General features: G+C 72.4%; 21 protein-coding genes. 6 read left to right on the plus strand and 15 right to left on the minus strand.

Features of this window, described 5'->3' with window-relative positions; genetic code table 11:
* Window positions 1–104: 104 nt before the first annotated feature.
* The gene (locus MicB006_RS21895) at window positions 105–458 is read left to right on the plus strand and encodes a chorismate mutase (RefSeq protein ID WP_073828863.1); all 354 of its coding nucleotides are present in this window, start codon (window positions 105–107) and stop codon (window positions 456–458) included.
* Window positions 459–543: 85 nt separating this feature from the next.
* On the opposite strand, the gene MicB006_RS21900 is transcribed toward MicB006_RS21895, so the two are convergent.
* The 7 genes from MicB006_RS21900 to MicB006_RS21930 form a co-directional block, all read right to left on the minus strand.
* Complete coding sequence (locus MicB006_RS21900; protein ID WP_073828864.1) at window positions 544–1,560, minus strand: ABC transporter ATP-binding protein; 1,017 nt, start codon at window positions 1,558–1,560, stop codon at window positions 544–546.
* Complete coding sequence (locus MicB006_RS21905; RefSeq protein ID WP_073828865.1) at window positions 1,553–2,581, minus strand: ABC transporter ATP-binding protein; 1,029 nt, start codon at window positions 2,579–2,581, stop codon at window positions 1,553–1,555. Before MicB006_RS21905 ends, MicB006_RS21900 begins: the two co-directional genes overlap by 8 nt.
* 25 nt (window positions 2,582–2,606) lie before the next feature.
* Window positions 2,607–3,590: an ABC transporter permease gene (locus tag MicB006_RS21910; protein ID WP_073828866.1), complete on the minus strand. Its 984-nt coding sequence runs from the start codon at window positions 3,588–3,590 to the stop codon at window positions 2,607–2,609.
* Between the two features lie 75 nt (window positions 3,591–3,665).
* Window positions 3,666–4,592 (minus strand): ABC transporter permease, encoded by a 927-nt coding sequence (locus MicB006_RS21915; protein WP_013288523.1) that lies wholly within the window; start codon window positions 4,590–4,592, stop codon window positions 3,666–3,668.
* 147 nt (window positions 4,593–4,739) lie between these two features.
* Complete coding sequence (locus MicB006_RS21920) at window positions 4,740–6,383, minus strand: ABC transporter substrate-binding protein (protein ID WP_116508592.1); 1,644 nt, start codon at window positions 6,381–6,383, stop codon at window positions 4,740–4,742.
* Window positions 6,384–6,966: 583 nt separating this feature from the next.
* A complete protein-coding gene (locus MicB006_RS21925) occupies window positions 6,967–7,644 on the minus strand; it encodes a response regulator transcription factor (protein ID WP_073828868.1) in 678 nt (225 codons plus the stop codon).
* Window position 7,645: 1 nt separating this feature from the next.
* On the minus strand, window positions 7,646–8,896 hold the full coding sequence (locus tag MicB006_RS21930) for an ATP-binding protein (protein WP_116508594.1): 1,251 nt from the start codon (window positions 8,894–8,896) through the stop codon (window positions 7,646–7,648).
* Window positions 8,897–9,072: 176 nt separating this feature from the next.
* Between MicB006_RS21930 and MicB006_RS21935 the strand changes: the two genes are divergently transcribed.
* The 3 genes from MicB006_RS21935 (at window position 9,073) to MicB006_RS21945 (ending at window position 12,715) form a co-directional block, all read left to right on the plus strand.
* Window positions 9,073–10,914: a PspC domain-containing protein gene (locus MicB006_RS21935; RefSeq protein WP_116508596.1), complete on the plus strand. Its 1,842-nt coding sequence runs from the start codon at window positions 9,073–9,075 to the stop codon at window positions 10,912–10,914.
* On the plus strand, window positions 10,911–11,312 hold the full coding sequence (locus MicB006_RS21940; protein ID WP_116508598.1) for a hypothetical protein: 402 nt from the start codon (window positions 10,911–10,913) through the stop codon (window positions 11,310–11,312). The genes MicB006_RS21935 and MicB006_RS21940 overlap by 4 nt, the downstream gene beginning before the upstream one ends.
* A 155-nt stretch (window positions 11,313–11,467) precedes the next feature.
* A complete protein-coding gene (locus MicB006_RS21945; protein ID WP_116508600.1) occupies window positions 11,468–12,715 on the plus strand; it encodes a phosphatidylserine decarboxylase in 1,248 nt (415 codons plus the stop codon).
* A gap of 61 nt (window positions 12,716–12,776) precedes the next feature.
* On the opposite strand, the gene MicB006_RS21950 is transcribed toward MicB006_RS21945, so the two are convergent.
* The 3 genes from MicB006_RS21950 to MicB006_RS21960 form a co-directional block, all read right to left on the minus strand.
* The gene (locus MicB006_RS21950; protein WP_073828873.1) at window positions 12,777–13,691 is read right to left on the minus strand and encodes a phosphatidylcholine/phosphatidylserine synthase; all 915 of its coding nucleotides are present in this window, start codon (window positions 13,689–13,691) and stop codon (window positions 12,777–12,779) included.
* Between the two features lie 346 nt (window positions 13,692–14,037).
* Window positions 14,038–14,949 carry an NUDIX hydrolase gene (locus MicB006_RS21955; protein ID WP_116511700.1) on the minus strand — a complete coding sequence of 304 codons (912 nt, stop codon included), beginning with the start codon at window positions 14,947–14,949 and terminating at the stop codon, window positions 14,038–14,040.
* 136 nt (window positions 14,950–15,085) lie between these two features.
* The gene (locus MicB006_RS21960) at window positions 15,086–16,033 is read right to left on the minus strand and encodes an NUDIX domain-containing protein (RefSeq protein WP_073828874.1); all 948 of its coding nucleotides are present in this window, start codon (window positions 16,031–16,033) and stop codon (window positions 15,086–15,088) included.
* A 144-nt stretch (window positions 16,034–16,177) separates the two neighbouring features.
* Between MicB006_RS21960 and MicB006_RS21965 the strand changes: the two genes are divergently transcribed.
* Window positions 16,178–16,612, plus strand: coding sequence for a PspC domain-containing protein (locus tag MicB006_RS21965; protein ID WP_116508602.1), 435 nt, complete (start codon window positions 16,178–16,180; stop codon window positions 16,610–16,612).
* Between the two features lie 6 nt (window positions 16,613–16,618).
* Here the strand turns inward: MicB006_RS21965 and guaA are convergent, their stop codons facing one another.
* Window positions 16,619–18,175 carry a glutamine-hydrolyzing GMP synthase gene (gene guaA / locus MicB006_RS21970; RefSeq protein WP_116508604.1) on the minus strand — a complete coding sequence of 519 codons (1,557 nt, stop codon included), beginning with the start codon at window positions 18,173–18,175 and terminating at the stop codon, window positions 16,619–16,621.
* A 119-nt stretch (window positions 18,176–18,294) separates the two neighbouring features.
* Window positions 18,295–19,977 (minus strand): FAD-dependent oxidoreductase, encoded by a 1,683-nt coding sequence (locus MicB006_RS21975; RefSeq protein ID WP_116508606.1) that lies wholly within the window; start codon window positions 19,975–19,977, stop codon window positions 18,295–18,297.
* Between the two features lie 140 nt (window positions 19,978–20,117).
* Here MicB006_RS21975 and MicB006_RS21980 point away from each other — a divergent pair, with 140 nt between their 5' ends.
* Window positions 20,118–21,218: an LCP family protein gene (locus MicB006_RS21980; RefSeq protein ID WP_116508608.1), complete on the plus strand. Its 1,101-nt coding sequence runs from the start codon at window positions 20,118–20,120 to the stop codon at window positions 21,216–21,218.
* A 6-nt stretch (window positions 21,219–21,224) separates the two neighbouring features.
* Here the strand turns inward: MicB006_RS21980 and MicB006_RS21985 are convergent, their stop codons facing one another.
* The 3 genes from MicB006_RS21985 to MicB006_RS21995 all read right to left on the minus strand — a co-directional run bounded on the left by MicB006_RS21985 (window position 21,225) and on the right by MicB006_RS21995 (window position 25,380).
* The gene (locus tag MicB006_RS21985; protein ID WP_116508610.1) at window positions 21,225–22,682 is read right to left on the minus strand and encodes a M1 family metallopeptidase; all 1,458 of its coding nucleotides are present in this window, start codon (window positions 22,680–22,682) and stop codon (window positions 21,225–21,227) included.
* An 88-nt stretch (window positions 22,683–22,770) separates the two neighbouring features.
* Window positions 22,771–24,165: a M1 family metallopeptidase gene (locus tag MicB006_RS21990; protein WP_116508612.1), complete on the minus strand. Its 1,395-nt coding sequence runs from the start codon at window positions 24,163–24,165 to the stop codon at window positions 22,771–22,773.
* 96 nt (window positions 24,166–24,261) lie between these two features.
* Window positions 24,262–25,380, minus strand: a complete 1,119-nt coding sequence (locus MicB006_RS21995; protein ID WP_073828881.1) for a GuaB3 family IMP dehydrogenase-related protein — start codon at window positions 25,378–25,380, stop codon at window positions 24,262–24,264.
* Window positions 25,381–25,395: the final 15 nt, after the last annotated feature.

Below are 25,395 nucleotides of genomic sequence, written 5' to 3' on the forward strand. Positions count from 1 at the left end.
GTCGCGCCTGATCACAGACCTACGAAACGCCCCGGGCTCCCCGAGCCCGGGGCGTTTTCGTCCCGGGATCCGGGTACCGGGCCCGAGCCCCGAGAGGGACGACGATGATGACTGACGTGGTGGAGTCCAGCGGCAGCCTGGCGCGCAACGGCCGGCCGGCCGACGCCGATCCGACCGGCGCCGCGGCGGCCCGTACCGGCACCGACGACGCGGCGGCGGCCGAGCGGATCGGCGAGATCCGGCGGCGGATCGACGAGATCGACAGCACCCTCATCGCGCTCTGGCAGGAGCGGGCCGCGCTCTCCCAGGAGGTCGGCGCGACCCGGATGGCCTCCGGTGGGACCCGGCTCGTGCTGTCCCGCGAACGGGAGATCCTGGAGCGGTTCCGCGCCGAACTCGGCGCCGACGGCACCCAGCTCGCGCTCCTGCTGCTGCGCGCCGGCCGCGGCCCGCTGTGACGTGCGCGGAGACGCCGTGACGCGCCCGGAGACGACGAACCGCCTGCCGGCGTCGAGCTGACGCCGGCAGGCGGTTCGGTTCGGGTCAGGCCGCGTCGTGGGTGACGACGATCTCCCGCTTCTCCGCGAAGTGGCACGCGCTCGGGTGGTCCGAGCCCGGCCGGATCTGGAGCAGCGGCACCTCCTGGGCGCAGACGTCCTGCGCCTTCCAGCACCGGGTCCGGAACCGGCAGCCCGAGGGCGGGCTGATCGGCGAGGGGACGTCGCCCTGGAGCCGGATGATCGCCTTGCTCTCGCGCACGGTCGGGTCCGGCACCGGCACCGCCGACAGCAGCGCCTGGGTGTACGGGTGGGTCGGCCGCTCGTAGATCTCGTCCTCGGTGCCGATCTCCACCATCTTGCCCAGGTACATCACCGCGACCCGGTCGGAGAGGTGACGCACCACCGACAGGTCGTGGGCGATGAAGACGTACGAGAGACCGAACTCGCCCTGGAGCTTCTCCAGCAGGTTCATCACCTGCGCCTGGATGGAGACGTCGAGCGCCGACACCGGCTCGTCGCAGACGATCACCTCGGGCCGCAGCGCCAGCGCCCGGGCGATGCCGATGCGCTGCCGCTGACCGCCGGAGAACTGGTGCGGGTACCGGTTGATGTGCTCCGGGTTGAGGCCGACCAGGTCGAGCAGCTCCTTGACCTTGGTGCGCCGGCTGCCGCGCGGAGCCACCTCGGGGTGGATCTCGAACGGCTCGCCGATCAGGTCACCCACAGTCATCCGGGGGTTGAGCGAGGTGTACGGGTCCTGCATCACCAGCTGGATCTGCCGGCGCAGTCGCCGCAGCGCGCCACCGGAGAGCTTGGAGATGTCCTGGCCCTTGTAGAGCACCTGACCGGCGGTCGGCTTCTCCAGGTTCATCAGCACCCGGGCCAGCGTCGACTTGCCGCAGCCGGACTCGCCGACCACGCCGAGCGTCTCGCCGGCCTTGAGGTCGAAGGAGACTCCGTCGACCGCCTTGACCTGGCCGATGGTCTTCTTGAACACCACGCCCCGGGTCACGGGGTAGTGCTTGACCAGGTCACGAACCTCGATGATGTTCTCAGTCACGGTTCACCAGTTCCTCGGCGAAGTGGCAGGCGCTGGCCCGGCCGTTGCCCAGTTGCAGCAGCGGCGGGACCTTCTCCCGGCACACCGGCTGCGCCATCGGGCAACGCGGGTTGAACGCGCAGCCCGGCGGGATGTTCATCAGGTTCGGCGGGAGGCCCTTGATCGTGCGGAGCTCCTGCCCCTTCTCGTCCATCCGCGGGATCGAGTTGAGCAGGCCGAGCGTGTACGGGTGTCCCGGCTTGCGGTACAGGTCGTAGACGTCGGCTTCCTCGACGATCCGGCCGGCGTACATGACCGCGATCCGGTCCGCGACGTCGGCGACCACGCCGAGGTCGTGGGTGATCAGGATCATGCCCATCTGCCGTTCCCGCTGGAGCTCACCGAGCAGGTCCATGATCTGGGCCTGCACGGTCACGTCCAGGGCGGTGGTCGGCTCGTCGGCGATCAGCACCTCGGGGTCCAGCGCCAGCGACATGGCGATCATGGCGCGCTGCCGCATACCGCCGGAGAACTGGTGCGGGTAGTTGCTGAACCGGCCCTTGGCGTTGGGGATCTTCACCTGGTCGAGCATCTCGATCGCGCGCTTCTTGGCGTCCGAGCGGCTCATGCCGCGCCGGATGCGGAACTGCTCGGCGATCTGGAAGCCGACCGTGAAAACCGGGTTGAGGGCCGAGAGCGAGTCCTGGAAGATCATGGCGATGCCCTCGCCCCGGATCCGCCGCCGCTGCTCGGGGGACATGGTGAGCATGTCCTTGCCGTGGAAGCGCACCTGGCCACCGGTGACGAACCCGGGCGGGGTGTCCAGGATGCCCATGATGGTCTGCGCGGTGACGCTCTTGCCGGAGCCCGATTCGCCGAGCACGGCGAGGGTCTCCCCCGCCTCGACGTGGTACGTGACTCCGTTGATGACCTTGGCGACGCCGTCCCGGGTACGGAACTCCACCCGAAGGTCGTCGACCTCGAGCAGCCGGCCCGAGGGGCGGCCGGATCCGTCGGCGCCCGGCGAGGACTGCTCGGACACGAGAATGTCGGACAACTCAGTTCCCCTATCGGAGCTTCGGGTCGAGGGCCTCGCGGACCGCCTCGCCGAGCATGACGAAGCTCAGCACGGCGGCGACGAGGAACGCGGCGGGGAAGAACAGCAGGTAGGGCGAGACCCGGATGTAGTTCTGCGCCTCGCTGATCATGATGCCCCAGGAGACGACCGGGCTCTTCAGGCCGATGCCCAGGAACGAGAGCGTGGCCTCCGCGCCGATGAACGAGCCGACCATGATCGTGCCGTAGACCAGAAGCGGGGCCAGGCAGTTCGGCAGCAGGTGCTTGAGGATGATCCGGCCGGTGCTGGCGCCGAGCGCGCGGGCCGCGACGATGTAGTCGGCCTCCTTGGTGGAGAGCACCGAGGACCGCATCAGCCGCATCACCACCGGCCAGCTCAGCACGCTCAGGGACAGGATGACCAGACCCATGATCGTCCACTCGCCGTTGTCGCTGCCGGACCCGTTGAACGTGGTCAGGATGACGATCGAGCCGAGCACGAACGGCAGGCCGAAGAAGATGTCCGCGACACGGGACAGCAGCGCGTCCACCCAGCCGCCGCGGTAGCCGGCGATGATGCCCATCGTGCCGCCGACGAGCAGCGTCAGGAGGGTGGAGACCACTGCCACCACGATCGAGGCGCGGGCGCCGTAGATGACCCGGGCGTAGACGTCGCGGCCCTGCACGTCGTAGCCGAACCAGGCGGCCGACGACGGCTCGACCCGGCTGCGGTCCAGCGAGCCGTTGACCGCGTCGCCGGAGGTGAACAGCCACGGGAAGGCCGCCATCACGAGGAAGACCAGGATGATCGTCGCCGAGATCCAGAACAGCGGCTTGCGGCGCAGGTCGATCCAGGCGTCACCGAGCAGGCCACGCGGCTTGTTCTGCTTCGCGCTCTCCGGCAGGCCCGCGTTGGTGGGCGCGCCCGACCCCGCCTCGGTGGGCATGGTCGCGGGCGGCGTCGACACGATCGACGCGGTATTCGGGTCACTCATGCCCGTACCTCGCTGCGCTCGGCACGGGCGTGGTTGCCCGCGCAGACTGCTGGGACGTTTCGTACGCTGCGGCGGTCACTCATAGCGGATCCTCGGGTCGAGGGCGGCGTAGAGCAGGTCCACCACCAGGTTCATGATGAGATAGACGAGCACCAACACCACGACGATGCCGACAACGGTAGCGCTCTCCTTGGTGACGATCGAGCGGAGCACCTGCCGGCCGATGCCGTTGATGCCGAAGATGCCCTCCGTCACGATCGCGCCACCCATCAGCGCGCCGAGGTCGGTGCCGAGCAGGGTGACCACCGGGATGAGCGAGTTGCGCAGCAGGTGCACGCCGACCACGCGGCGCATCGGGAGGCCCTTGGCGATCGCGGTGCGGACGTAGTCGGCACGCCGGTTCTCGGCGATGCTCGTACGCGCCACCCGGGCGATGTACGCCATCGATGCGCTTCCGAGCACGAAGCCCGGCACGATCAGTTCACTGAACCGCATCTCGTTGGACACGGTCGGGTTGATGATGCCCCACTTCACGCCGAGCAGCCACTGCAGCACGAAGCCGATGACGAAGACCGGGAGGGCGATCAGGAAGAGGGTGGAGACCAGGACCAGGTTGTCCAGGAAGCCGTTGCGCCGCAGGCCGGTGAGGATGCCGGCGCCGAGACCGATCACGGCCTCGATGGCGAGGGCGACCACCGCCAGCTTCAGGGTGTTCGGGTACGACGTGGCGATGATGTCGCTGATCTCGCGACCGCCGAACGTGATACCGAAGTCACCCTGCAGAAGGTTCTTCATGTAGCTGGCGTACTGCACCCAGATCGACTCGTCGAGGTTGTACTTCTCGGTCATCATGGCGCGGTAGTTCGGCGGGCAACCGCGGTCGCCGCACTTGCCGGCGAAGGGGTCACCGGGTACTGACCAGACGAGCCAGTAGATCAGGAACGTCGTACCGATGAACACCGGCACGAGTTGCAGCAGCCGTCTCAAGAGATAACGGCCCATGGGGTGGTCCTCCAGACAGGGAGCGCCGGCGCGGGCCGGCGCGGCGGCGACAACGTTTGCGAGGGGTTCGTTGTACACCCCCTCGCGGAACGGCCCCGGGTCGGGCTCACCGGTAGGCGAGCCCGACCCGGGGTCAGAGCGTTCGGATCAGAGCTCGACCGAGGTGATGTCGAGCTCGCCGACGTTGGTCAGCTCCAGCTTCTTGATCTTCTCCGAGTGGCCGGACTGCTGGCCACCGAAGTAGATCGGCATCGACGGAACGTCCTGGTCGATGAGCTTGACGGCCTCAGCGAACTTCTTGTGGGCCTCCTCGATGCTGGGGGCCGCGGTGGCCTCCTTCGAGAGGGCGTCCACCTGCGTGTTGCTGTACTTGCCGTCGTTCGAGGAACCACCGGTGACGTAGAGCGGGTTGATCCAGTTCTCCACGTCCGGGTAGTCCTGCTGCCAGCCGGCCCGGTAGGCGCCGGTCATCTTGTAGGCGTTGATGTTGGCGCGGAAGACCGCGAAGGTCGGCACGCCGACGGCGACCGCGTCGATGCCCAGGTTGGTCTTGATCTGCTGGGCGACGGCCTCCATCCACTCCTTGTGGCTGGCGTCCGCGTTGTACGACAGGGTCAGCTTGCCCTTGAAGCCACCGGACTCGGCGTACAGCTGCTTGGCCTGGGCCACGTCGAACTTGCAGGCGGTGCAGTTGCCCGGCTCGGCGCCCGGGGTCAGCGGGTTGGCCCAGCTGTCGGCCGGCTTACGGGTACCGAAGAAGATCTTGTCGGTGATCGCCTGCCGGTCGATGGACAGCGAGATCGCCTTGCGCAGCTTCGGGTTCTGGAAGCGCTTGTCGTAGATCGGGAAGGCGATGATGCCGGTCGACGGGGTGGTCGAGGACATCGCCCGCTCGCCCAGGTCGGTCTTCCACTTCTCACCGGCCAGCGCGGAGACCGGAACCTGCTGCTGGAAGTCCAGGTTGCCGGCGAGCAGGTCGTTGTAGGCCGCCGTGTCGTCCTGGTAGATCTTGACGGTGACGTCCTTGACCTTCATCTTGTCGCGCAGGCTGTAGTCGTCGAAGCGGGTCAGCTTGATCTCGACGTCGTCCTGCCAGGAGACGAGCTTGACCGGGCCGTTACCGATCGGCTTCTTGCCGAACTCCGCCGGGGTGGTGGAGAAGAAGGCGTCCGGCAGCGGCACGAAGGCGCTGTAGCCGAGCTTGGTCGGGAACACGGCGGTCGGCGCGTTCAGCGTGACCTCGAAGTTCCAGTCGTCGACGACCTTGAGGCCGGACATGTCCTTCTTGGCCGGGTCCGGAGCCTTCTGCGGGCCGTCCGGGCCGTCCGGGTCCTCGGTGTAGACCTCGTCGAAGCCCTGGATGTCGGAGAAGAAGGAGGCGTTCTGCGCGCCGTTCGGGCCGTACGCCGCCCAGTTCCAGGCCTTGACGAAGCTCTCGGCCTTGACGGTGGTGCCGTCGTGGAACTTGGTGTTCTGCTTGATCTTGATCTTGAAGACCTTCGAGTCGCTCGTCTCGATCGACTCGGCGAGCAGGTTCTGCGGCGCCCCACCGTTGTTGGGGTACTCGACCAGACCGCTCCACATCCAGTCGATGATCGCGCCGCCACCGGTCTCGGTGGTGTTCGCCGGAACCAGGGGGTTCTCCGGCTGGGTACCGTCGATGACGATCGCGCCGTCCGAGCTGGCGCCGGCGTCGCCACCGTGGTTGTTCCCGCTGGAGCAGCCGGACGCGACGAGCGCGAATGCCGCGCCCACCGCGAGCGCGCCGCTCGCCCGCTTCGAGACTCTCATTCCGAGGGGCCTCCTCTTTCTTAACCTGGTTCCGTCGTGGGTTTCACGCACGTTTGGGGGTGACACCACCGGCGACCCGGACAAGCGGGACGTCGGTTTACCGCAGAGGATTTCGGGACACCCCAGGGGTACCGATCCGCCGGGCGCCACACCTTGGACGCGGGCACCACGCAGGGTCGACAACCACGCGGCGACGCTGGTGGCGGCGTCACGTGGTCGGCAGGCCCGACGAGATGCCTCACACCGGGGGGTGAGGTGCTGCCACTGTGACACCCACCGGCCCTTTCCGTGAAGGTGCCGTTATCAAGACGTTAGTTGCCTGCCGCGTTGCCGATACTTGAGAAAAGATCACAAAGCGTACGGACGATAGGGCCCTGAACAGGCAAGACGGGCACATAGAGGTTGACGGGCATCCCTGCCGCCCGCAAGCGCTGTGACGAGGACCGCGCCCGCTCCGGGCCCGTCGACGGGCGCACGACTGCGGGTTTTTTGTCCGTCCGGAGGATACCGACGTCGACTGTGCGGACACCAACGACCCCCCGGGGGGACGATGCCTCCCAGGGGGTCGCCGTGCGGCGTGGGCTCAGACCAGGCGGCGGTCCGCGGCCCAGCGCGACAGCTCGTACCGGTTCGACATCTGCAGCTTGCGCAGGACGTTGGAGACGTGCGTCTCGACCGTCTTGATCGAGATGTACAGCTCCTTGGCGATCTCCTTGTAGGCGTAGCCGCGGGCGAGCAGCCGGAGCACCTCGCGCTCCCGGTTGGTGAGCTGGTCCAGCTCGGGGTCGGCCACCGGCGCGTCCGGCCGGGACGCGAACGCGTCCAGCACGAACCCGGCCAGCCGAGGGCTGAACACGGCGTCACCGTCGGCCACCCGGCGGATCGCGTCGGTCAGCTCCTCCGGGGAGATCGTCTTGGTGACGTACCCCCGCGCGCCGGCGCGGATCAGCCCGATGACGTCCTCTGCGGCGTCGGAGACGCTCAGCGCGAGGAACCGCACCTGCGGGTGGGTACGCCGCATCGCCTCCAGCACCGCACGGCCACCGCCGTCGGGCATGTGCACGTCGAGAAGCACCACGTCCGGCTGGGTGGCCGCGATCCGGGTCACCGCCTCGGCCACCGAGCTGGCCTCGCCGACCACCTCGACCCGCGCGCCCAGCTCGGCGCGGACGCCGGCCCGGAACATCGCGTGGTCGTCGACGAGGAAGACCCGCAGCGGCCCTCGCGGGGCCGTGCCCTCGACCGGTTCCTGCTCGGACATGTCACCTGTCCCTTTCCGCCGTGGAGCCGGAGCCGCTGATCGGCAGGATCAGCCGGACCTCGGTCCCCTCTCCCGGCTCGGACCGGATCTCCGCCCGGCCGCCGTGCCGCTTCATCCGCCCGATGATCGATCCTCGGACGCCGTGCCGGTGATTCTCCACCGTATCCGGGTCGAAGCCCTTGCCCCGGTCCCGGACGAAGACGCTCACCTGTTCCGGCTCCACCTCGGCGTAGAGCGACACGGTCTGCACACCGGCGTGCCGGGCCGCGTTCACCAGAGCCTCCCGGGCGGCGGCCACGAGGGCGCCCACCCGCTCGTCGGTCTCCCGGTCGCCGACGACCACCGCCTCGACAGTGATGGCGAACGTGTCCTCCACCTCGGCGGCGGCCTGCTCCAGCGCGGCCGCGAACCGCTCGGTCGGCGAGGCGGCCGGCTTGTAGAGCCAGTTGCGCAGCGAGCGCTCCTGTCCACGGGCCAGCCGCTGCACCGTCTTGACGTCGCTGGCGTTGCGCTGGATCAGGGCCAGCGTGTGCAGCACCTGGTCGTGGACCATGGCGGCCAGCTCGGCCCGCTCCTGCTCGCGGATGCGTCCCTCCCGCTCCGACCGGAGCTGGTTCCAGGTCCGCCAGAGGACCGGACCGGTCACCACGCCGACGCCGGCCAGCCCGACCAGCGCGAAGATCACGCCGTTGAGCACCGCGTCGAAGTTCTGCGCCGGCGAGTAGACGGCCGCCACGCCGATGATGCCGACCGCGACGAGCACGCCGCCGCCGATGAAGCGCAGCACGAACGCGCGCCGGTCGGTCTCCTCCACCACCGCGCCCAGCCAGGGCACTGCCGCGTCGCCCCACTGCCGGCGCCGCTCCGGGCCGGACTGGTGCCAGATGACGCCCGCGCCGACCGCGATGATCGCCACCAGCCAGCCGGCGGTGCCGGCCGCGCCCACCGAGTTGAAGGCGAACACCTGCAACAGCAGTACGCCCAGCCCGATCGCCACGAACGGCAGCAGCTGGGCGAGGTCACGGCGCGGCGGGACGGCGGTGTCGCCGGGGCGGGGTGGCACCACCGCCCAGAAGGCGGCGTAGAGCAGCAGCCCGAGGCCGCTGAGCCCGAGCAGGACCATGAACGCCATCCGCACCCGCAGCACCGGGATGCCCAGGTGCTCGGCGATGCCCGCGGCCACACCGGCGGCCAGCCGGTGCTCGGTGGCCCGGTAGAGGCGCGGGACGTGCGGGGCGGGGGTGCTGCTGATCGGAAACTCCCAGGTCGAGGTGGAGACGCCGGCGACGCCGACGCTCAGATCGTCACACGACGGCGACGTCCCGGACCACGGGGACGCCCCGGACTTTCGTCGCCGGCGGATCTCAGGGTGGGGTCAGGGTCGGGTCCTGAGGCAGTCCGGGCGGCCGGGGCAGCAGTATCGGAGGCATGACCGAGGACGCTGCCCGTCCGCCCCGCCCCTGGGCGGCAGCACAGGACGCCCCGCCGCCGCCCCCACCGGGGTCGGCGCCCCCCACCGACCACGCGACCCCACCGCCCGGCGGCGGCGCGCCGTTCACCGGCCCGCCACCCGGCGGGTACGCCCCGCCGCCCGGCGCTGCCGGCTTCACCACCCGGTACGGCCTGGTGCGCCCCCGCGAGGGCCGCTACCTGGCCGGGGTGTGCGCCGCCATCGGCCGGGCCACGAACACCGACCCGGTGCTGTGGCGCGTGCTGCTTGCCGTGCTCGGCTTCTTCGGCGGCATCGGCATCATCGTGTACGTCGCCGGCTGGCTGATCATCCCGGGCGAGGGCGACACCGCGTCACCTGTGGAGGCCATGCTCGGCCGCGGCCGGTCCAGCATGTCGCCGATCACCGTGATCGTGCTCGGCATCGTGGTCGCCCTCGGCTTCGCCTACGTCGTCACCGACGGCTTCCGGGCCATCCTGCTGGGCGCGGTGATCCTGATCGGCGGCGCGCTGCTGCTCAACGGCGAACAGCGCGGCCCGGGGCAGCGGCCGGCTCAGCCGACGCCGCAGCCCGGCCCGCCGCCGGGTCCGGTGCCACCGGTGGCCTGGCCCGCGCCGCCGGCCTCGGCGCCGGGCGCCTGGGCCGCAGGGCCCGCCGCGCCGCCGGTCCGCCCCGAAGCAGCGTCGTACGCCGCCCACGCCGAGCCCGGCTACCCGCCGGCCGGCCGCCCCGAGCCCGGCTACCCACCGGCGACCGCGTCCGAGCCGGGCTACCCACCCGCGTCCCCGTCCGAGCCGGACCGTCCCGCGACCTCCGAGCGCGAGCCGGGCCATCCGGCGACGTCCGAGCGCGAGCCGGGCTTCGCGGGGGCCGGGACGAGCTACCCGACGCTGCCGGCGCCGGGCTGGCCCGCCGCGGCCGGCACCCGGCCGGGCTGGTCCGAGCCGACGACCGCAGCGCTGCCGCCGGTGAGCGGTCCGGTCGCTGACACCGCCACCTGGCCGGCCTACGGCGCGGCGCCCTCCTGGCCGGGTACCCGGAGCACCGACGCCCCGCTGGGTGGACCCGCAGCCGTGCCGCCCCCCGGGCCGGTGGGCGCGCCGCTGCCGCCCGGCGGCTACCGCCCGCCGTTCGCCCCGCACGGCCCGTACGCCGGGTCGCCGCCCCCGCAGCCGCCGGTCCGGGCGCCGCGACCGCCGAAGCGGCCGAAGGAGCGCTCCCCGCTCGGCGCGATCACGTTCTCGCTGATCTTCCTGGCGCTGGGCGTGGTGGCCATGCTCGACCTGCTCGACGTCTTCCCGGTCGGCGCGGCCGGCTACTTCGCCGCGGTGCTCGCCACCATCGGCCTCGGCCTGCTCGTGGGCACCTGGTTCGGCCGGGCCCGCTGGCTCATCGCCCTCGGCCTGGTGACCGCGGCGGCGCTCGGCGTCGCCACCATCGCCGAGTCCTACGACCGGGTGCGCGGCATCGACGGCAACGTCACCTGGGCGCCGACCGACCTGCGCGACCTGGCCAACCGCTACGAGAACAACCTCGGTGACGCCGTGCTCGACCTGCGCGGGATCAACTTCGACAAGCAGGACGTGCAGGTGACAGTCGACGTGAACCTCGGCAACGCGACAGTGGTCGTGCCGCCGAACGTCGACGTGACCACAGTGGCCGACGTCAACGCCGGTGACGCCACGGTCTTCGGTCGGCGCAGCGGCGGGCTCGGCGGCCGCCAGTGGGAGACCACCGACGTCGGCGCCGACGGTCCCGGTGGCGGCAAACTGCGCCTCTTCGTCCACGTGAACGCCGGCAAGCTGGAGGTGACCCGATGAAGGCGCACCGCACCGACGTCGTGTCGTTCGCTTTCGGACTCGTCTTCCTCGGCCTGTCCGTCTGGTGGCTGCTGGCCCGGATCCTCGGGCTGTCCGTACCTCCGGTCGGCTGGTTCCTGGCCGGCGGGCTGGTCCTGATCGGGCTGCTCGGGCTGATCGGCGCGCTGCGGTCCGGCCAGACCGCGGAGCAGCCCGCGCCACCGGAGGCGACGGTCTCCGCGCCGTACCGGGATGACAGCCCGGCCGGCGGTGGCGACGCGACGTCCGACGTGGCCGACGAGTGGGCCACCGAGGCGACTACCGACGTGTCGGAGCCCGCCACCCGCGAGATGCCGACGGTGGACCCGCCGGCGGACGAGACGCGCGAGGAGCGGCGTACGCCGGGCGACCCGGCCTGACCGCGCCACTGCGGGGCCTTCGGAACGCGGCCTATGCTGGTCGGCGGAGATCTCGCCTCCGCCGGCCGGCCCGCGCACCCGACCACGCCGGAGCCGTGTCGGGTCGCCGGAGCCGTTGCCCGCCCGTCCGCTACCTCGTCAGGAGCCCGCCCGACATGACCCAGTCCCCCGCCGTGCGCGTCACCGGTCCCTCCGGTGCGGTCCGCATCGGCGAGCGCGCCGCCCGCACGCTCGTCAGCGAGTTCGCCCGGCGCAACGACCCGAAGGCCGGCCTGCTGGTCGGCGCGACTCCGGAGTCCGCGGTGCTGGCCGCGGCGATCGAGGCGCTGCTCCCCGGCGACCGGCTCACAGTGGTGCCGGCGGAGGGCGGCGCGGCGGCGGCGCTGCGGGAGCACGTGACCGCGCAGGGCCGCTGGGTCGCCGACCGGGTACGCGTGGTCGACACCCTCGCCGAGGCGGACGCCGCCGCCGTGGTGGTCGTCGCCGAGCCGTTCACCGGCACCGCCGAGCAGGCGCGCGCCGCTGTGGACGGGCTGACGAAATACCTGGCCGACGGCGCGGTGCTGAGCGTCGCCGCGCCGCTGTTCCGCACCGAGGGCGCGGACGGCGAACTGGACCGGCAGGGCGTGCTGCACGGCGTACGCGCCGACCTGGTGCTGCGCAACACCCCGCCGGTACGCGTGCACCACCTGCGTTTCACCCCGGCGCCGGTCGCGCTCGCGGCCTCGCTGTCCCCGGCGTACCGGCCGTCGAGCGTGCCGCTGACCCGGGGCATGCACATCGACTCCAACGGGGTGGCCGCCGCCGGCATCACGCTCGGCCTGGCCGCCCTGGCCCGGGCCACCCGGCCGAAGTCGAAGCTCTGGCTGCTGCCGGCGCTGGCCGCCGCGCCGGTGGCCGCGTTCTTCCGCGACCCGGAGCGGGACGTGCCGGAGGACCCGTCGGCGGTGGTCGCCTCGGCGGACGGCCAGGTGCTCTCCGTGCAGCGCCTGCAGGACGAGCGCTTCGGCGACGGCGAGTGGCTGCGGATCGCGGTGTTCCTGTCGGTGCTGGACGTGCACGTCAACCGCGCCCCGGTGGCCGGCAAGGTGGTCGACTACTTCGTCGCCGACGGCGGGTTCGTCAACGCCATGAAGCCGGACGCCGAGCACAACGTGGCGGCGTACACGGTGCTGGACACCGACCACGGCACCGTGGTGGTGGCGCAGCGCACCGGGCTGATCGCCCGCCGGATCGTGCAGCGGGCGCCGGTCGGCTCGCTGCTGGCGCGGGGCGAGCGCTTCGGCCTGATCCGGTTCGGCTCGCGGACCGACGTCTACCTGCCGGCCGACGCGGCGGACCCGCTGGTCGGTCCGGGCGACAAGGTGGTCGGCGGCGCGACTGTGATCGCCCGCTGGCGCTGAGCGCCGGACACGAAGAAGGGGCGCCGCTTCTCGCGGCGCCCCTTCTGTCGTTCTCGGGGGATCAGGCGGTACGGCGCTGGTGCAGCCAGAGCAGCGGCCCGCTGACCAGGTAGCCCACCACCACGAGGGCGAACGTGAGCCGGATGTCGACGAGCGCGCCGATCACCGGGGCCAGCCACAGCCACGGCGGCAGCTTCAGCAGCCGGGCGAGCTTGGCGTACGGGAAGCTCGACACCATCGCGAAGGCGAGCAGCGCCACGCCGGCCACCATCACCAGGCCGGGGACCGGCACGCCGATGGCCACGGTCAGGGCGAGCACCGCAGCCGCCATGGTGGTCGGCACGCCGCAGAAGAAGCGGCCGTCCTTCGGCGAGACGTTGAACCGGGCGAGCCGGATCGCCGCGCACGCGGCGACGAGCGCGCAGGAGACGGCGGCGGCCGCCGGGGGCGCCGAACCGGCGAGCGAGGCGTAGACCACGACCGGCGCGGCGAGGCCGAAGGAGCACATGTCGGCGAGCGAGTCCATCTGCGCGCCGAACGGGCTGGCCACACCGAGCTTGCGGGCCAGCGCGCCGTCGAGGCCGTCGAAGGCCACGCAGGCGATCAGGAAGATCGCCGCGATCTGCACGTCACCGCGCATGGCCAGGAAGATGGCCAGCATGCCGAGCATGAGGCTGCTCAGCGTGCACGCGTTGACGAGCGCGAACTTGGCCCGGCGGGCGGCGGTGCGCTCACCCGGCAGGAGCGGGATCGACATCGCCGGGGACTCGTCGTCGACCGGTGCGGCCGGCGCGAGCGCCGGGCTGACCGGGCGTACCGCCTCGATGTCGGTGTCGAGCCGGCCGTAGCGGAGGCGCTGGCGGTCGGCGTAACGGTGGTCGGGGGTGACCAGGTCGGTCCCCGGAACGGCCGCGCCGTCCCGGCGGCCCACCCGGACCAGCAGCACCTGGCGGGCGAACGTACTGCTGCGGCGCAACCTGCCCGCCCAGCGACGCCCTGCGGGGCGCGGACTGTCAGTCGTACGACGCCGGCGCCATGGGGCTCTCGGCACGTTTCCTCCATCACCGGATCGGCTGGCCGCCCTCGACGGGGCGGGTGTCCGGCTGTCTCGTGCCGGACCTTTCGGGTCCGGCAGCCCTTTTGCGGAGTACACCATTGCACAGGGAACAGGGGCTTGGCGATAGCTGCCGGCGGTACTTATATCTCCTCTAACCGCGCGAACCGCTCAATCATTCCCATCTCGGGCTTCAACGTCCGTTTTCGTCGGCCAACCCCTCCTTCCGACTGTACCGGAGCTCACCCAGGGCGGCTCGGCGAGCGATTCACCTCACCCGTTGCCCGGTGGCGCGGGCCGCCACGTCGGTCATCGGCAGGCCGCTGACCTGCTCCGGCGCGAACCAGGCCGCCCGTGCGGTGGAGCCTCCGGCCAGCTCGGTCACCACCGCCTCGGTCGGCGCGTCCACGCGTACCCGGTAGATCACCCGGATGCCGTGCCAGTCCAGCGGACGGCCCTCCGGGCCGAGCGCGGCCGGGTTGTGCAGGTTGTCCACCGCCATCAGGTCGACCACCCGGCCCAGCTGGCCGGCCTCCTCGACCAGCTCACGCAGCAGCCCGGTGGCCGGCTGCTCGCCGTGGTCGGTACCGCCGCCGGGCAGGTGCCAGCGGCCCGCGCCCGGGTAGCCGTCGGCGATCATGGTGAGCAGCACCCGGTCGGCGGGGTCGGTGACCAGCCCGTACGCGGCGAAGCGCTGGCGGCGGTCGGCGGTGAGGCCGGCCGGTTCGACGGGCAGGCCCCGGGGCATGTCGGCCGGCAGCGGGGACACCGGCAGGCCGAGCAGCTCGGCGGTGAACACCATCAACGGGAGGCCGGCGGCCTCCTCCGGGGTGAACCAGCCCACCTCGTCGGTGCCACCGTCCGGCTCGGGTCGCAGCCGCCCGTCCCGCGCCTCGACCTCGAAGATCAACCGGTCCGTGTGCATCGCGACGTCCTCGGTGCGGAACACGGTCACGTCGGCGACCGCGGCCCGGATCGCGCCGGGCGCGACGGTCAGCCCGGTCTCCTCGGCGAACTCGCGGACCACCGCGTCGGCCGGGTGCTCCGCGTGCTCGACGCCGCCGCCGGGCAACTGCCACACCCCCGGGTACGGGCACCGCGCCGAGCCACGCGCCAGCAGCACCCGCCCGTCGGAGTCCCGCAGCATCCCGAACGCCCCGACCCGCCGCCGCTGCTCCACCCGCACCACTCCCCCGCGCCCCGCGCACACCCGCGCCCCACTCCGTCGATCATGAGATTAGCGGTACCGAGGCGGACATTTCCCGCCGTCAACTTCATGATCGCCGGAGTGGGGCGCGGGTGTGAGCGGGGTGGATCTAGAGGAGGTGGGCGGCCTGGACCGCCTCGGCGGTCACCTCGGTGAGGCGATCGGTGGGCAGAGCGCCGAGTTCCTCACGGCGGAACCAGCGGGCCTCGCAGGTGGAGCCGCCGACGTCGGCCACCGTGGGCGTCGCCGGCTGGTCCACGACCACGCGGTAGAAGGCGCGTACGCCGTGCCAGTCGATCGGGTAGCCCTCCGGACCGAGCGAGGCCGCGTCCCGGTGGCTGGCCACGCCGAGCAGCTCGACCAGGCGGCCGGTCTGCCCGGTCTCCTCGACCAGCTCCCGGATCAGCGCGGCGCCCGGCTGCTCCCCGTAGTCGGTGCCGCCGCCGGGCAGGTGCCAGCAGCCGGCGCCCGGGTAGCCGTCGGACACCCGGGTCAGCAGCACGCGCTCCTCCGGGTCGGTCACCACCGCGTACGCGGCGAAGCGCTGCGCCCGGTGCAGCCCGTCCGGGCCGGGTACGGCGTAGAACGAGGGGAACTCGGGCACCTCCTCCGGCACGATGTCGTCGGTGGAGGTGGGCAGGCCCAGGGCACGCGCGGTGAACGACCGCAGCGGCAGTTCCCGGGCCTCGTCGAGGGTGAACCAGCGGGCCAGGTCGGTCGGGCGGTCGACCCGCTCGGTGAGCGTCCCGCCGCGTACCGAGACGGTGTAGAGGAGGCGGTCGGTGTGGATCGTGATGCGCCGCTCGGGCAGCGCCCGCATGTCGGCGAGCACGTCCTGAAGGCCGGCGACCGTCACCGAGAGCCCGGTCTCGGCCGCGGTCTCCCGGACGACTGTGTGCTTGGGGTCCTCACCGTGGTCGACCGCTCCTCCGGGGAGCGACCAGGTGCCGGGGGTGCCGGAGCGCTCCGATGCGCGGACCAGCAACACTCGGCCGTTCGAATCAGCACAAACTGCGTATGCCGCGATCCTGCGGAGCGGCTCCAGCGAGGTGGTCACGGGATCAAATTCTCCCCGCAGCGGGTTACCGGGATCGAAAAGAGTCAGATTCCTGACTCTTCGCTGGCGTCTCAGGGATGCGTCAGGGTAGGGCTCCGGGCGGTCACCGAGGTCGCCCGCCACGGCGCGCGGCACCGTTGAGACATGACCTCCCCGAATCCCTCACACGCCCCGTACAAGCAGCTCCGCCGCCCGGTCAGCGACCGCATGATCGCCGGCGTGGCCAGCGGCCTCGGCCGTTACTTCGCCGCCGACCCCACGCTCATCCGGGTGATCTTCGCGACCGCCACGGTGCTCACCGGCGGACTCGCCGCGCTCGCGTACCCGATCATGTGGTTCCTGATGCCTGAGGAGCCGACCGGCGCGCCCGCCTGGCCGCACCCGCCGGGCACCGCGCCCGGGTGGCCGCCGGTCCCGCCGACCGGGCCGACTCCGCCGACCGCTGTCGTCCCGCCGACCGCCGTGCCGCCGACCGCCGTGGTGCCGCCGACCGCGCCGGCTACGCCGCGGACGCCGGCCGGGCCGGACACCGGACCGCCGGCGCCCCGCCCGGACGCCGGACCGCCGCCAGCGGCCTGAGCCGCGTCACTCCCACTCGATGGTGCCCGGCGGCTTGCTCGTCACGTCCAGGACCACGCGGTTGACCTCAGCGACCTCGTTCGTGATCCGGGTCGAGATCCGGGCCACCACGTCGTAGGGCAGCCGGGACCAGTCGGCGGTCATCGCGTCCTCGCTGGAGACCGGGCGCAGCACCACCGGGTGACCGTAGGTGCGCCCGTCGCCCTGCACCCCGACGCTGCGGACGTCGGCCAACAGCACCACCGGGAACTGCCAGACGCCCCGGTCCAGGCCGGCCGTGGTCAGCTCCTGCCGGGCGATCAGGTCGGCCTTGCGGAGCACAGCTAGGCGCTCCTCGTCGACCGCGCCGATGATCCGGATGGCCAGGCCCGGGCCGGGGAACGGGTGCCGCCACACCATCGCCTCGGGCAGTCCCAGCTCCAGGCCGATCGTGCGGACCTCGTCCTTGAACAGCGTGCGCAGCGGCTCGACCAGCGAGAACTTCAGGTCCTCGGGGAGGCCGCCGACGTTGTGGTGGCTCTTGATGTTGGCGGTGCCGGTGCCGCCGCCGGACTCCACCACGTCCGGGTAGAGCGTGCCCTGCACGAGGTATTCCACGTCGCCGTGCGCCGCGATCTCCCGGGCGGCGGCCTCGAAGACCCGGATGAACTCCCGGCCGATGATCTTGCGCTTCTGCTCCGGGTCGGTCACCCCGGCCAGCGCGCCGAGGAACCGCTCCCGGGCGTCGACCACCTTCAGCCTGATGCCGGTGGCGGCGACGTAGTCCTTCTCGACCTGCTCGGCCTCACCGGCCCGCAGCAGGCCGTGGTCCACGAACACGCAGGTGAGCTGGTCGCCCACCGCGCGGTGCACGAGCGCCGCGGCGACAGCCGAGTCGACGCCGCCGGAGAGGCCGCAGATGACCTCCTTGTCGCCGATCTGCTCCCGGATCCGGGCGACCTGCTCGTCGATGATGTTCGACGGCGTCCACGTCGGTTCGATGCCGGCGATGTCGTACAGGAAGCGGGTCAGCATCTCCTGGCCGTGCGCGGTGTGCCCGACCTCCGGGTGGAACTGCACGCCGGCCCGGCGGCCGGTCAAGTCCTCGAACGCGGCGACCGGGGCGCCCGCCGACTCGGCGGTGACGGTGAAGCCCTCCGGCGCCTCGGTGACGCAGTCGCCGTGGCTCATCCACACCGGCAGGTCGGCCGGGAGGTCGCGCAGCAGCACACCGGGCTCGGTCAGGCGCGGGCGCAGCGGCGTGCCGCCGTACTCACGGTTGCCGGTGCGCGCGACAGTGCCGCCGAGCGCCTGGGCCATGGCCTGGAAGCCGTAACAGATGCCGAAGACGGGCACGTCGGCGGTGAACACCCCGGCGTCGATCTGGGGCGCGTCCGGCGCGTACACGCTGGCCGGACCGCCGGAGAGGATGATCGCGGCGGGGTTCTTCGCCAGCATCTCGGACACCGGCATGGAGTGCGGGACGATCTCCGAGTAGACCTTCGCCTCGCGGACACGGCGCGCGATGAGCTGGGCGTACTGGGCTCCGAAGTCCACCACGAGGACGGGGCGAGGCGTGCTCATGTGCGCAAAGCCTACCGACAGTCACCGGGCCGCCGGACGCGCCCCGGCGGTGTGGCGGGGTGAATGTGTTAACAAGGGCCCCTTCCTCTACCGGAGGCGTTAAGAAGGGGCCCTTCCTTTCACCGCAGGGCGGCGGGGGCGTGGGCGGGGACGGCGGGGCGCCGCGGCGGCACCGGCCCCACCCGGGCGTACGCCGAGCCGACCGCCGGGCGCGGGTCCGCCTCGCCCTTGTTCGGCCAGTACGACATGGCCCGCTCGGCCTGCGCGGTGATCGTCAGCGACGGGTTGACGCCCAGGTTCGCCGAGACCGCCGCGCCGTCGACCACGTGCAGCCCCGGGTGGCCGTACACCCGGTGCCACGGGTCGATCACCCCCTGGTCCGGGGTGGCGCCGATGACCGCGCCGCCGAGGATGTGCGCGGTCACCGGGATGTTGAACGGCTCGGTGACCGCCCCGCCGCGGGTGCCGCCGATCTCCTCGGCGAGCAGCCGGGCCGCGGCGTTGCCGGCCGGGATCCACGTCGGGTTGGGCGCGCCGTGGCCGGGGCCGGAGACCAGCCGGCCCTTGCGGTACCGGGTGGTCAGCGAGTTGTCGACCGACTGCATGACGAGCGCTATCACGGTGCGCTCGGACCACCGGCGCACGGACAGCATCCGTGCGGCCAGCACGGGCTGCCGGACGATGCTGCCCAGCCAGCGCCGGGCACGGCGGGGACCGCCGTCGACGAGCAGCGACTGGAGCAGCCCCATCGCGTTGGAGCCCTTGCCGTAGCGGACCGGCTCGATGTGGGTCTGCGGGTCGGGGTGGAACGAGCTGGTGATCGCCACCCCCTCGGTGAAGTCGAGGCCGCGCCGCCGGGCCGCGCCGGGCGCCACCGACGCGCCGAGGATGGCCTCGGAGTTGGTCCGGGTCAGCTCGCCGAGCCGGGCCGAGAGCGCCGGCAGCGCGCCGGTCGCCTTCATCTGGTGCAGCAGCCGCTGGGTGCCGAGCGCGCCGGCCGCGAAGACGACCTGGTCGGCGTGGATCACCTCGCGCCGCTTGCGCAGCCACGCGCCGGTGCGTTCGGTGTGCACCGTGTACCCGCCGGCCGGGTCCGGGCGGACCGCTGTCACAGTGGTCAGCGGGTGCACCTGCACGCCGAGCCGTTCGGCCAGCCAGAGGTAGTTCTTCACCAGCGTGTTCTTGGCGCCGTGCCGGCAGCCGGTCATGCACGACCCGCAGTGGCTGCACCCGGTGCGGTCCGGCCCGGCGCCGCCGAAGTACGGGTCGGCCACCCGCTCGCCGGGACGCCCGATGTGCACGCCGACCGGCGTCGGGTGGTAGGTGTGCGCCACCCCCATCCGCTCGGCCACCGCGCGGACGGCCTGGTCCGCGCGGGTGTCGATCGGGTACGTGGTGACGCCCAGCATCCGCTTCGCCTGGTCGTAGTGGCGGGCCAGCTCGTCGCGCCAGTCGGTGATGTCCCGCCACTGCGGGTCGGCGTAGAACGCGTCGAGCGGCTCGTAGAGCGTGTTCGCGTAGACCAGCGAGCCGCCGCCCACTCCGGCGCCGGAGAGCACGAGTACGCCGCCGCCGGCCTTGCGGTCGGCCGAGCGCAGCAGCGTGATCCGCTGGAGCCCGAAGCAGCCGAGCCGGGGCGCCCAGAGGAACCGCCGCGCGCGCCAGGACGTACGCGGGAACTCGTCGTCGGCGAAGCGCCGGCCGGCCTCCAGGACGCCTACCGAGTAACCCTTCTCGGCCAGCCGCAGCGCGGTGACGCTGCCGCCGAACCCGGACCCGATGACGACCACGTCGTAGCGCATGGACGCATCATTACCGACGAGTAGCTATAGCGCCAACGAGGCTTTTTCGCACATCATGCAGAGCGCTCGATCGCCGGGATTCCCGCCGCTGCAACCTGTCGGCCACCCTGGCGCGTCGAATCACACGGGGAGGCACGAACGTGACGAGACGACGCCTGCTGGGCCTGGCCGCGCTGGTGGCCGCGCTGCTGGTGGCCACCGGAGCGGTGGTGACCACCCGGCTGGTGGCCGACCGCCCGGCCGCCCCGGCCGCCGGACCGAGCACCACCCCGCCGGCCTCGCCGACGCCCGCCCCGACCACCGCCAGCCCGACGCCGCCGCCCGGCGCCGACCTGAAGGGCCCGCTCAACCTGCTGCTCGTCGGCGTCGACACGCGGGTCAGCATCCCCGGCTGGGAGCCGCACGCCGACGCCGTGCTGCTGTTGCACGTACCCGCCGGGCTGGACCGGGCGTACCTGTTCTCGCTCCCCCGCGACCTGGTGGTGGACATCCCCGCCTACCCGAAGGCCCGCTACCCGGGCGGCCGGACCAAGCTCACCCACGCGATGAGCTACGGCAGCCGGGTGCCGGGCGACAAGGCCAACCCCAGCACCGCCCAGGGGTACGAGCTGCTGCGCGCCACCGTCTCCCGCTACACCGGGCTGCGCATCGACGCCGGGGCGGTGATCACGTTCGGCGGCTTCGACAAGCTGGTGGACACGCTCGGCGGGGTGGACCTCTACGTGGACCAGCGGGTCGCCTCCCGGCACCGCCGCCCGGACGGCACCATGCGGACGCTGAGCGGCGGCGGCTACATCGGTCCGCAGATGGTCTACGAGAAGGGCACCCGGCACCTGACCGGCTGGCAGGCGCTGGACTACGCGCGGCAGCGCTACACCGCCGGTGGCGACTACACCCGCCAGCGGCACCAGCAGCAACTGCTCCGGGCGCTGGCCCGCAAGATCGTCGACGAGGGCACTGCCCGCGACCCGCAGCGGGTCGAGCAGGTCGTCGCCGCGCTCGGCCGGACCCTGGTGTACGCCGGAGGCGGCCGGCAGCTGATCGACTTCGCGTACGCCCTGGGTGGCGTGCCGGCGGACCGGCTCACGCTCGTCGTGCTGCCCGGCGCCGGGGTGAGCAGCGGCGGCGCGTACCGGGGCGAGCAGCTCAAGCCGCTCGGCCGCGACTTCCTCACCGCGCTGCGCGGCGGACGGGTCGACGCCTTCCTGACCGCCCACCCGTCGCTGCGCGTCAAGAACTGACGCGACCTACAGCGGCTTCGGGGTGGGCGGGCGTTCGGTGCCGTACAGCCACGGGTCGAAGACCTTCGCCAGCTTCTTGCCGGAGACCCGCTCGGCCAGCGCCACGAAGTCGGCGGTGGTGGCGTTGCCGTTCTTCCGCTCCGCCGCCCAGGTACGCAGGACGGAGAAGAACGCGGTGTCGCCCACCGCCACCCGCAGCGCGTGCACTGTCATCCCGCCCCGCTCGTAGACCGAGCGGCTGAACAGGTTCTCCACCCCCGGCTTGCCCGGCGGCGTCCGCCACACCTGCGCGCCGGCGTTCGCGTACTTCTGGTCGAACGTGCGTTGCACGGTGGTCGAGCCGCTGTGCTCGGCCCACAGCCACTCCGCGTACGTGGCCAGCCCTTCGTTGAGCCAGATGTCCTGCCAGCGCTGGATCGACACGCTGTTGCCGTACCACTGGTGGGCCAACTCGTGGGCGACCACGCCGGTGTTGTCGCCCTGCCGGAAGAAGGTGGCCGAGTAGACCGGACGGCTCTGCGTCTCCAGCGCGTACCGGATCCGCTCGTCGGCGATCACCACCCCGCCGTACGAGTCGAACGGGTACGGCCCGAAGACGCTCTCCAGGTAGTCGGCGACCTCGACGGTCCGCGCGATCGACCGGTCCGGGGCGCCCTGGGGCAGCTGCGTGGTGACCGCGCTGTACACCGGCCGTCCCTTGTGCTCGCCGGTGGTGACCCGGAACTTGCCGATCGCCACAGTGGTCAGGTAGCTGGCGGTCGGCGCGCCCTCCGACCACTTCCAGGTGGTCCAGTCGCCGCTTGTCGTCTTCCCCTTCGGCACGCCGTTGGAGACCGCCGTCAGTCCCTTCGGGACGGTCAGCTCGATGTCGTAGGTCGCCTTGTCCGACGGGTGGTCGTTCACCGGGTACCAGGTGCTCGCCGACTCCGGCTGCCCGAGCGCGATCGCCCCGTCGGAGGTGTGCAGCCAGCCGCCCTCGCCCAGCGCCTCGGTCCGCAGCGCCTCCGGCCGCCCGTCGTACCGGATCTCGGCGGTGAAACCGTTGCCGGAGGTCAGCCCGGTTTCCGGGGTGATCACCAGTTCGTTGCCGGTACGGCTGTGCCCGGCGGCGGCGCCGTCCACGGTGACCGAGCGGACGGTCAGCCCGGCCAGGTCCAGGTTGAACGCGGACAGGTCGGCGGTCGCGGTGGCCCGCAGCGTGGTGGTGCCGTTGAGCTTGTCCGTCTCCGGGTCGTAGCGCACCTTCACCGTGTAGTGCGCGACGTCGTAGCCGCCGTTGCCGTAGCTCGGGAAGTAGGGGTCCCCGGCGCCGGGCGCGCCCGCCGCGAAGCTGCGCGTGGCCGCCGGGGCGGCAGTGGTGGAAGCCGCCGGTCCCGGGTCCGGCTCGGCCGAGCCGCAGCCGGCCACCAGCAGCGTCGTGCAGGCCAGCAGCCCGAGCCGTCGTCGTCCGCCGCGCCGCGTCATCGCTTCGATCCCTCCGGGTCCCGAACAGCGGCCCCGCCCACGGGCCGCTCCGCCCGCGGCAGCCTACCCAGCGGCGGTCACGCCCACGTCACGGCAGTCCCGGTGGCGTCGCGCCGACCAGCCAGGCGTCCAGCAGCGTCCGCAGCGGCCGCCCGGACGTGCGTTCGGCGTACCCGACGAAGTCGGCGGTGGTGACGTTGCCGTTGCGGTGCTGCGCCAGCCAGCCGCGCAGGACGCGGTAGAACGTCTCGTCGCCGACCGCGCGGCGCAGCGCGTGCACCGCGAGCGCGCCCCGCTGGTAGACCGCGTCGCCGAACATCCCGGACCGGCCCGGGTCGACTGTGGGCTTCGACCAGTCGGTGTCCGCGTACCGTTCGGCGACGGTCTGCGCCACCGTCCGGCCGCCGTCGTGCTCGGCCCAGAGCCATTCGGCGTACGTGGCGAAGCCCTCGTTGAGCCAGATGTCGCTCCACCGGGCCACCGAGACGCTGTCGCCGAACCACTGGTGGGCCAGCTCGTGCGCGACCACTTCGGTGTTCGGGCGGTCGCCCCGGAAGAAGCCCGGCCCGTAGACCGGCCGGCTCTGCGTCTCCAGCGCGTACCGGATGCGCTCGTCGGCCACCACGATCCCGCCGTACGCCTCGAACGGGTACGGGCCGAAGCGCTCGGCCAGGAAGTCGGCGATCTCGCCGGTGCGGGCCACCGACGCGGCGGCCGGCCCGTCCGCGGGCAGCGCCTCGGCGACGGCGGTGACCAGCGGCTTGCCCGCGTGCGTGCCGGTGCTGACCCGGTAGTCGCCGATCACCAGCGTGCTCAGGTAGCTGGCCATCGGCGCGCGCTCCGACCAGCGCCAGGTGGTCCAGCCGCCGGCGCTGGTGCGGCCCTGCGGCACGCCGTTCGCGAGCGCGGCGAGCCCGTCCGGCACGGTGACCGCGAAGTCGTAGGTGGCCTTGTCCGACGGGTGGTCGTTGACCGGGTACCAGGTGCTCGCCGACTCCGGCTGGCCGAGCGCTATCGCGCCGTCCGGTGTGGCGTGGAAGCCGCCGTCGCCGAGTTCGGCGTTCGGCAGCGGTTCCGGCACCCCGCCGTACGTCACCTCGACGGTGAGCCGCTTCCCCGACGGCAGCCCGCGCGGCGGGGTGACGATCAGCTCGGCGCCGTCGTGGCGGTGTTTCGCCGCCTCCCCGTCCACCCGGACCCGCTCGACGTCGAGCCCGGCCAGGTCGAGCTGGAACCGGGACAGCGCACGGGTGGTGGTGACGGTCAGCGTGGCCGTGCCGGTGAGCTTGTCGCCGGCCGGGTCGTAGCGCACGTCAAGCGCGTAGTGGCCGACGTCGTAGCCACCGTTGCCGGCCCCCGGCACGTACGGGTCACCGACGTCCGCCGCGCCAGCCCGGAACCCGTTGTCGTCGCCGCCCGTGCACCCGCCGGCCGCGTGCGCCACCGCCACCAGCCCTGCCGCCCAGATCCGCCGCCGCCTCACCCGGCGAGCCTAGACGCGCGACGGCGTGGGCGGGGCCGGAACACGTCCGGGCCGCGCCCGCGTCGTCATGCGGTGCTCAGCGGTACTCAGTGGTGCTCAGCGGTCGAGGACCAGCCCGACCTTCTGGAACTCCTTCAGGTCGCGGTAGCCGCACTTGGCCATCGCGCGGCGCAGGCCGCCGAAGAGGTTGAGCTGGCCGTCCGGCTCGTCGGCCGGGCCGAACAGCAGCTTCTCCATCGAGCCGAGCGGCTCGCCGGCCACCTCGAACGCGCCCCGGGGCAGCGACGGGTGGCTGGCCGCGGAGTGCCACCAGGCGCCACCGGCCGGCGCCTCCGCGCAGAGCGAGAGCGGCTCGCCCAGCATCACCGCGTCCGCGCCGCAGCCGAGCGCCTTGGCGATGTCGCCGGAGGTCTGCATGTCGCCGTCGGCGATCAGGTGCACGTACCGGCCGCCGGTCTCGTCCAGGTAGTCGCGGCGGGCCGCGGCGGCGTCGGCGATGGCGGTGGCCATCGGCACCCGGATGCCGAGCACCGACTCGGTGGTCGACCAGTCGTCGCCGCCGATGCCCACGATCACGCCGGCCGCGCCGGTACGCATCAGGTGCAGCGCGGTCTTGTAGTCGGTGCAGCCGCCGACGACGACCGGCAGGTCCAGGTCGGCGATGAACTCCTTGAGGTTCAGCGGCTCGTCGGTGGTGGAGACGTGCTCGGCCGAGACGAGCGTGCCCTGGATGACCAGGATGTCCACACCCGCGTCGAGGATCACCGGGGCCAGCGCCAGGGTGTGCTGCGGGGAGACCCGCACCGCCACCGTGCCGCCGCCCTCGCGCAGCTCGCGTACCCGCTCGGCGATCAGGTCGGGCCGGATCGGCTCGGCGTAGACCTCCTGGAGGCGCTTGGTCGCCCGCGCGTCCTCGCCGAGACCGGCAAGCTCCTCCAGCACCTTGGCCGGGTTCTCGTACCGGGTCCAGAGGCCCTCGACGTTGAGCACCCCGAGGCCGCCGAGCTGGCCCAGCCGGACCGCCGAGGCGGGGCTCATGGTCGCGTCCGAGGGGTGGCCGACGCAGGGGATGCCGAACTGGTACGCGTCGAGCTGCCACGCGGTGGAGACGTCGTCGACGTCCCGGGTGCGGCGGCTCGGCACGATGGCGATGTCGTCCAGGTGGTAGCCGCGCTGCGCGGTCTTGCCCAGCCCGATCTCGACCACGTCACGCATGGGGGACTCCAGGTG

The sequence above is a fragment of the Micromonospora sp. B006 genome (assembly GCF_003408515.1).
In the GTDB taxonomy this organism is placed as follows: Bacteria; Actinomycetota; Actinomycetes; order Mycobacteriales; family Micromonosporaceae; genus Micromonospora; species Micromonospora echinospora_A.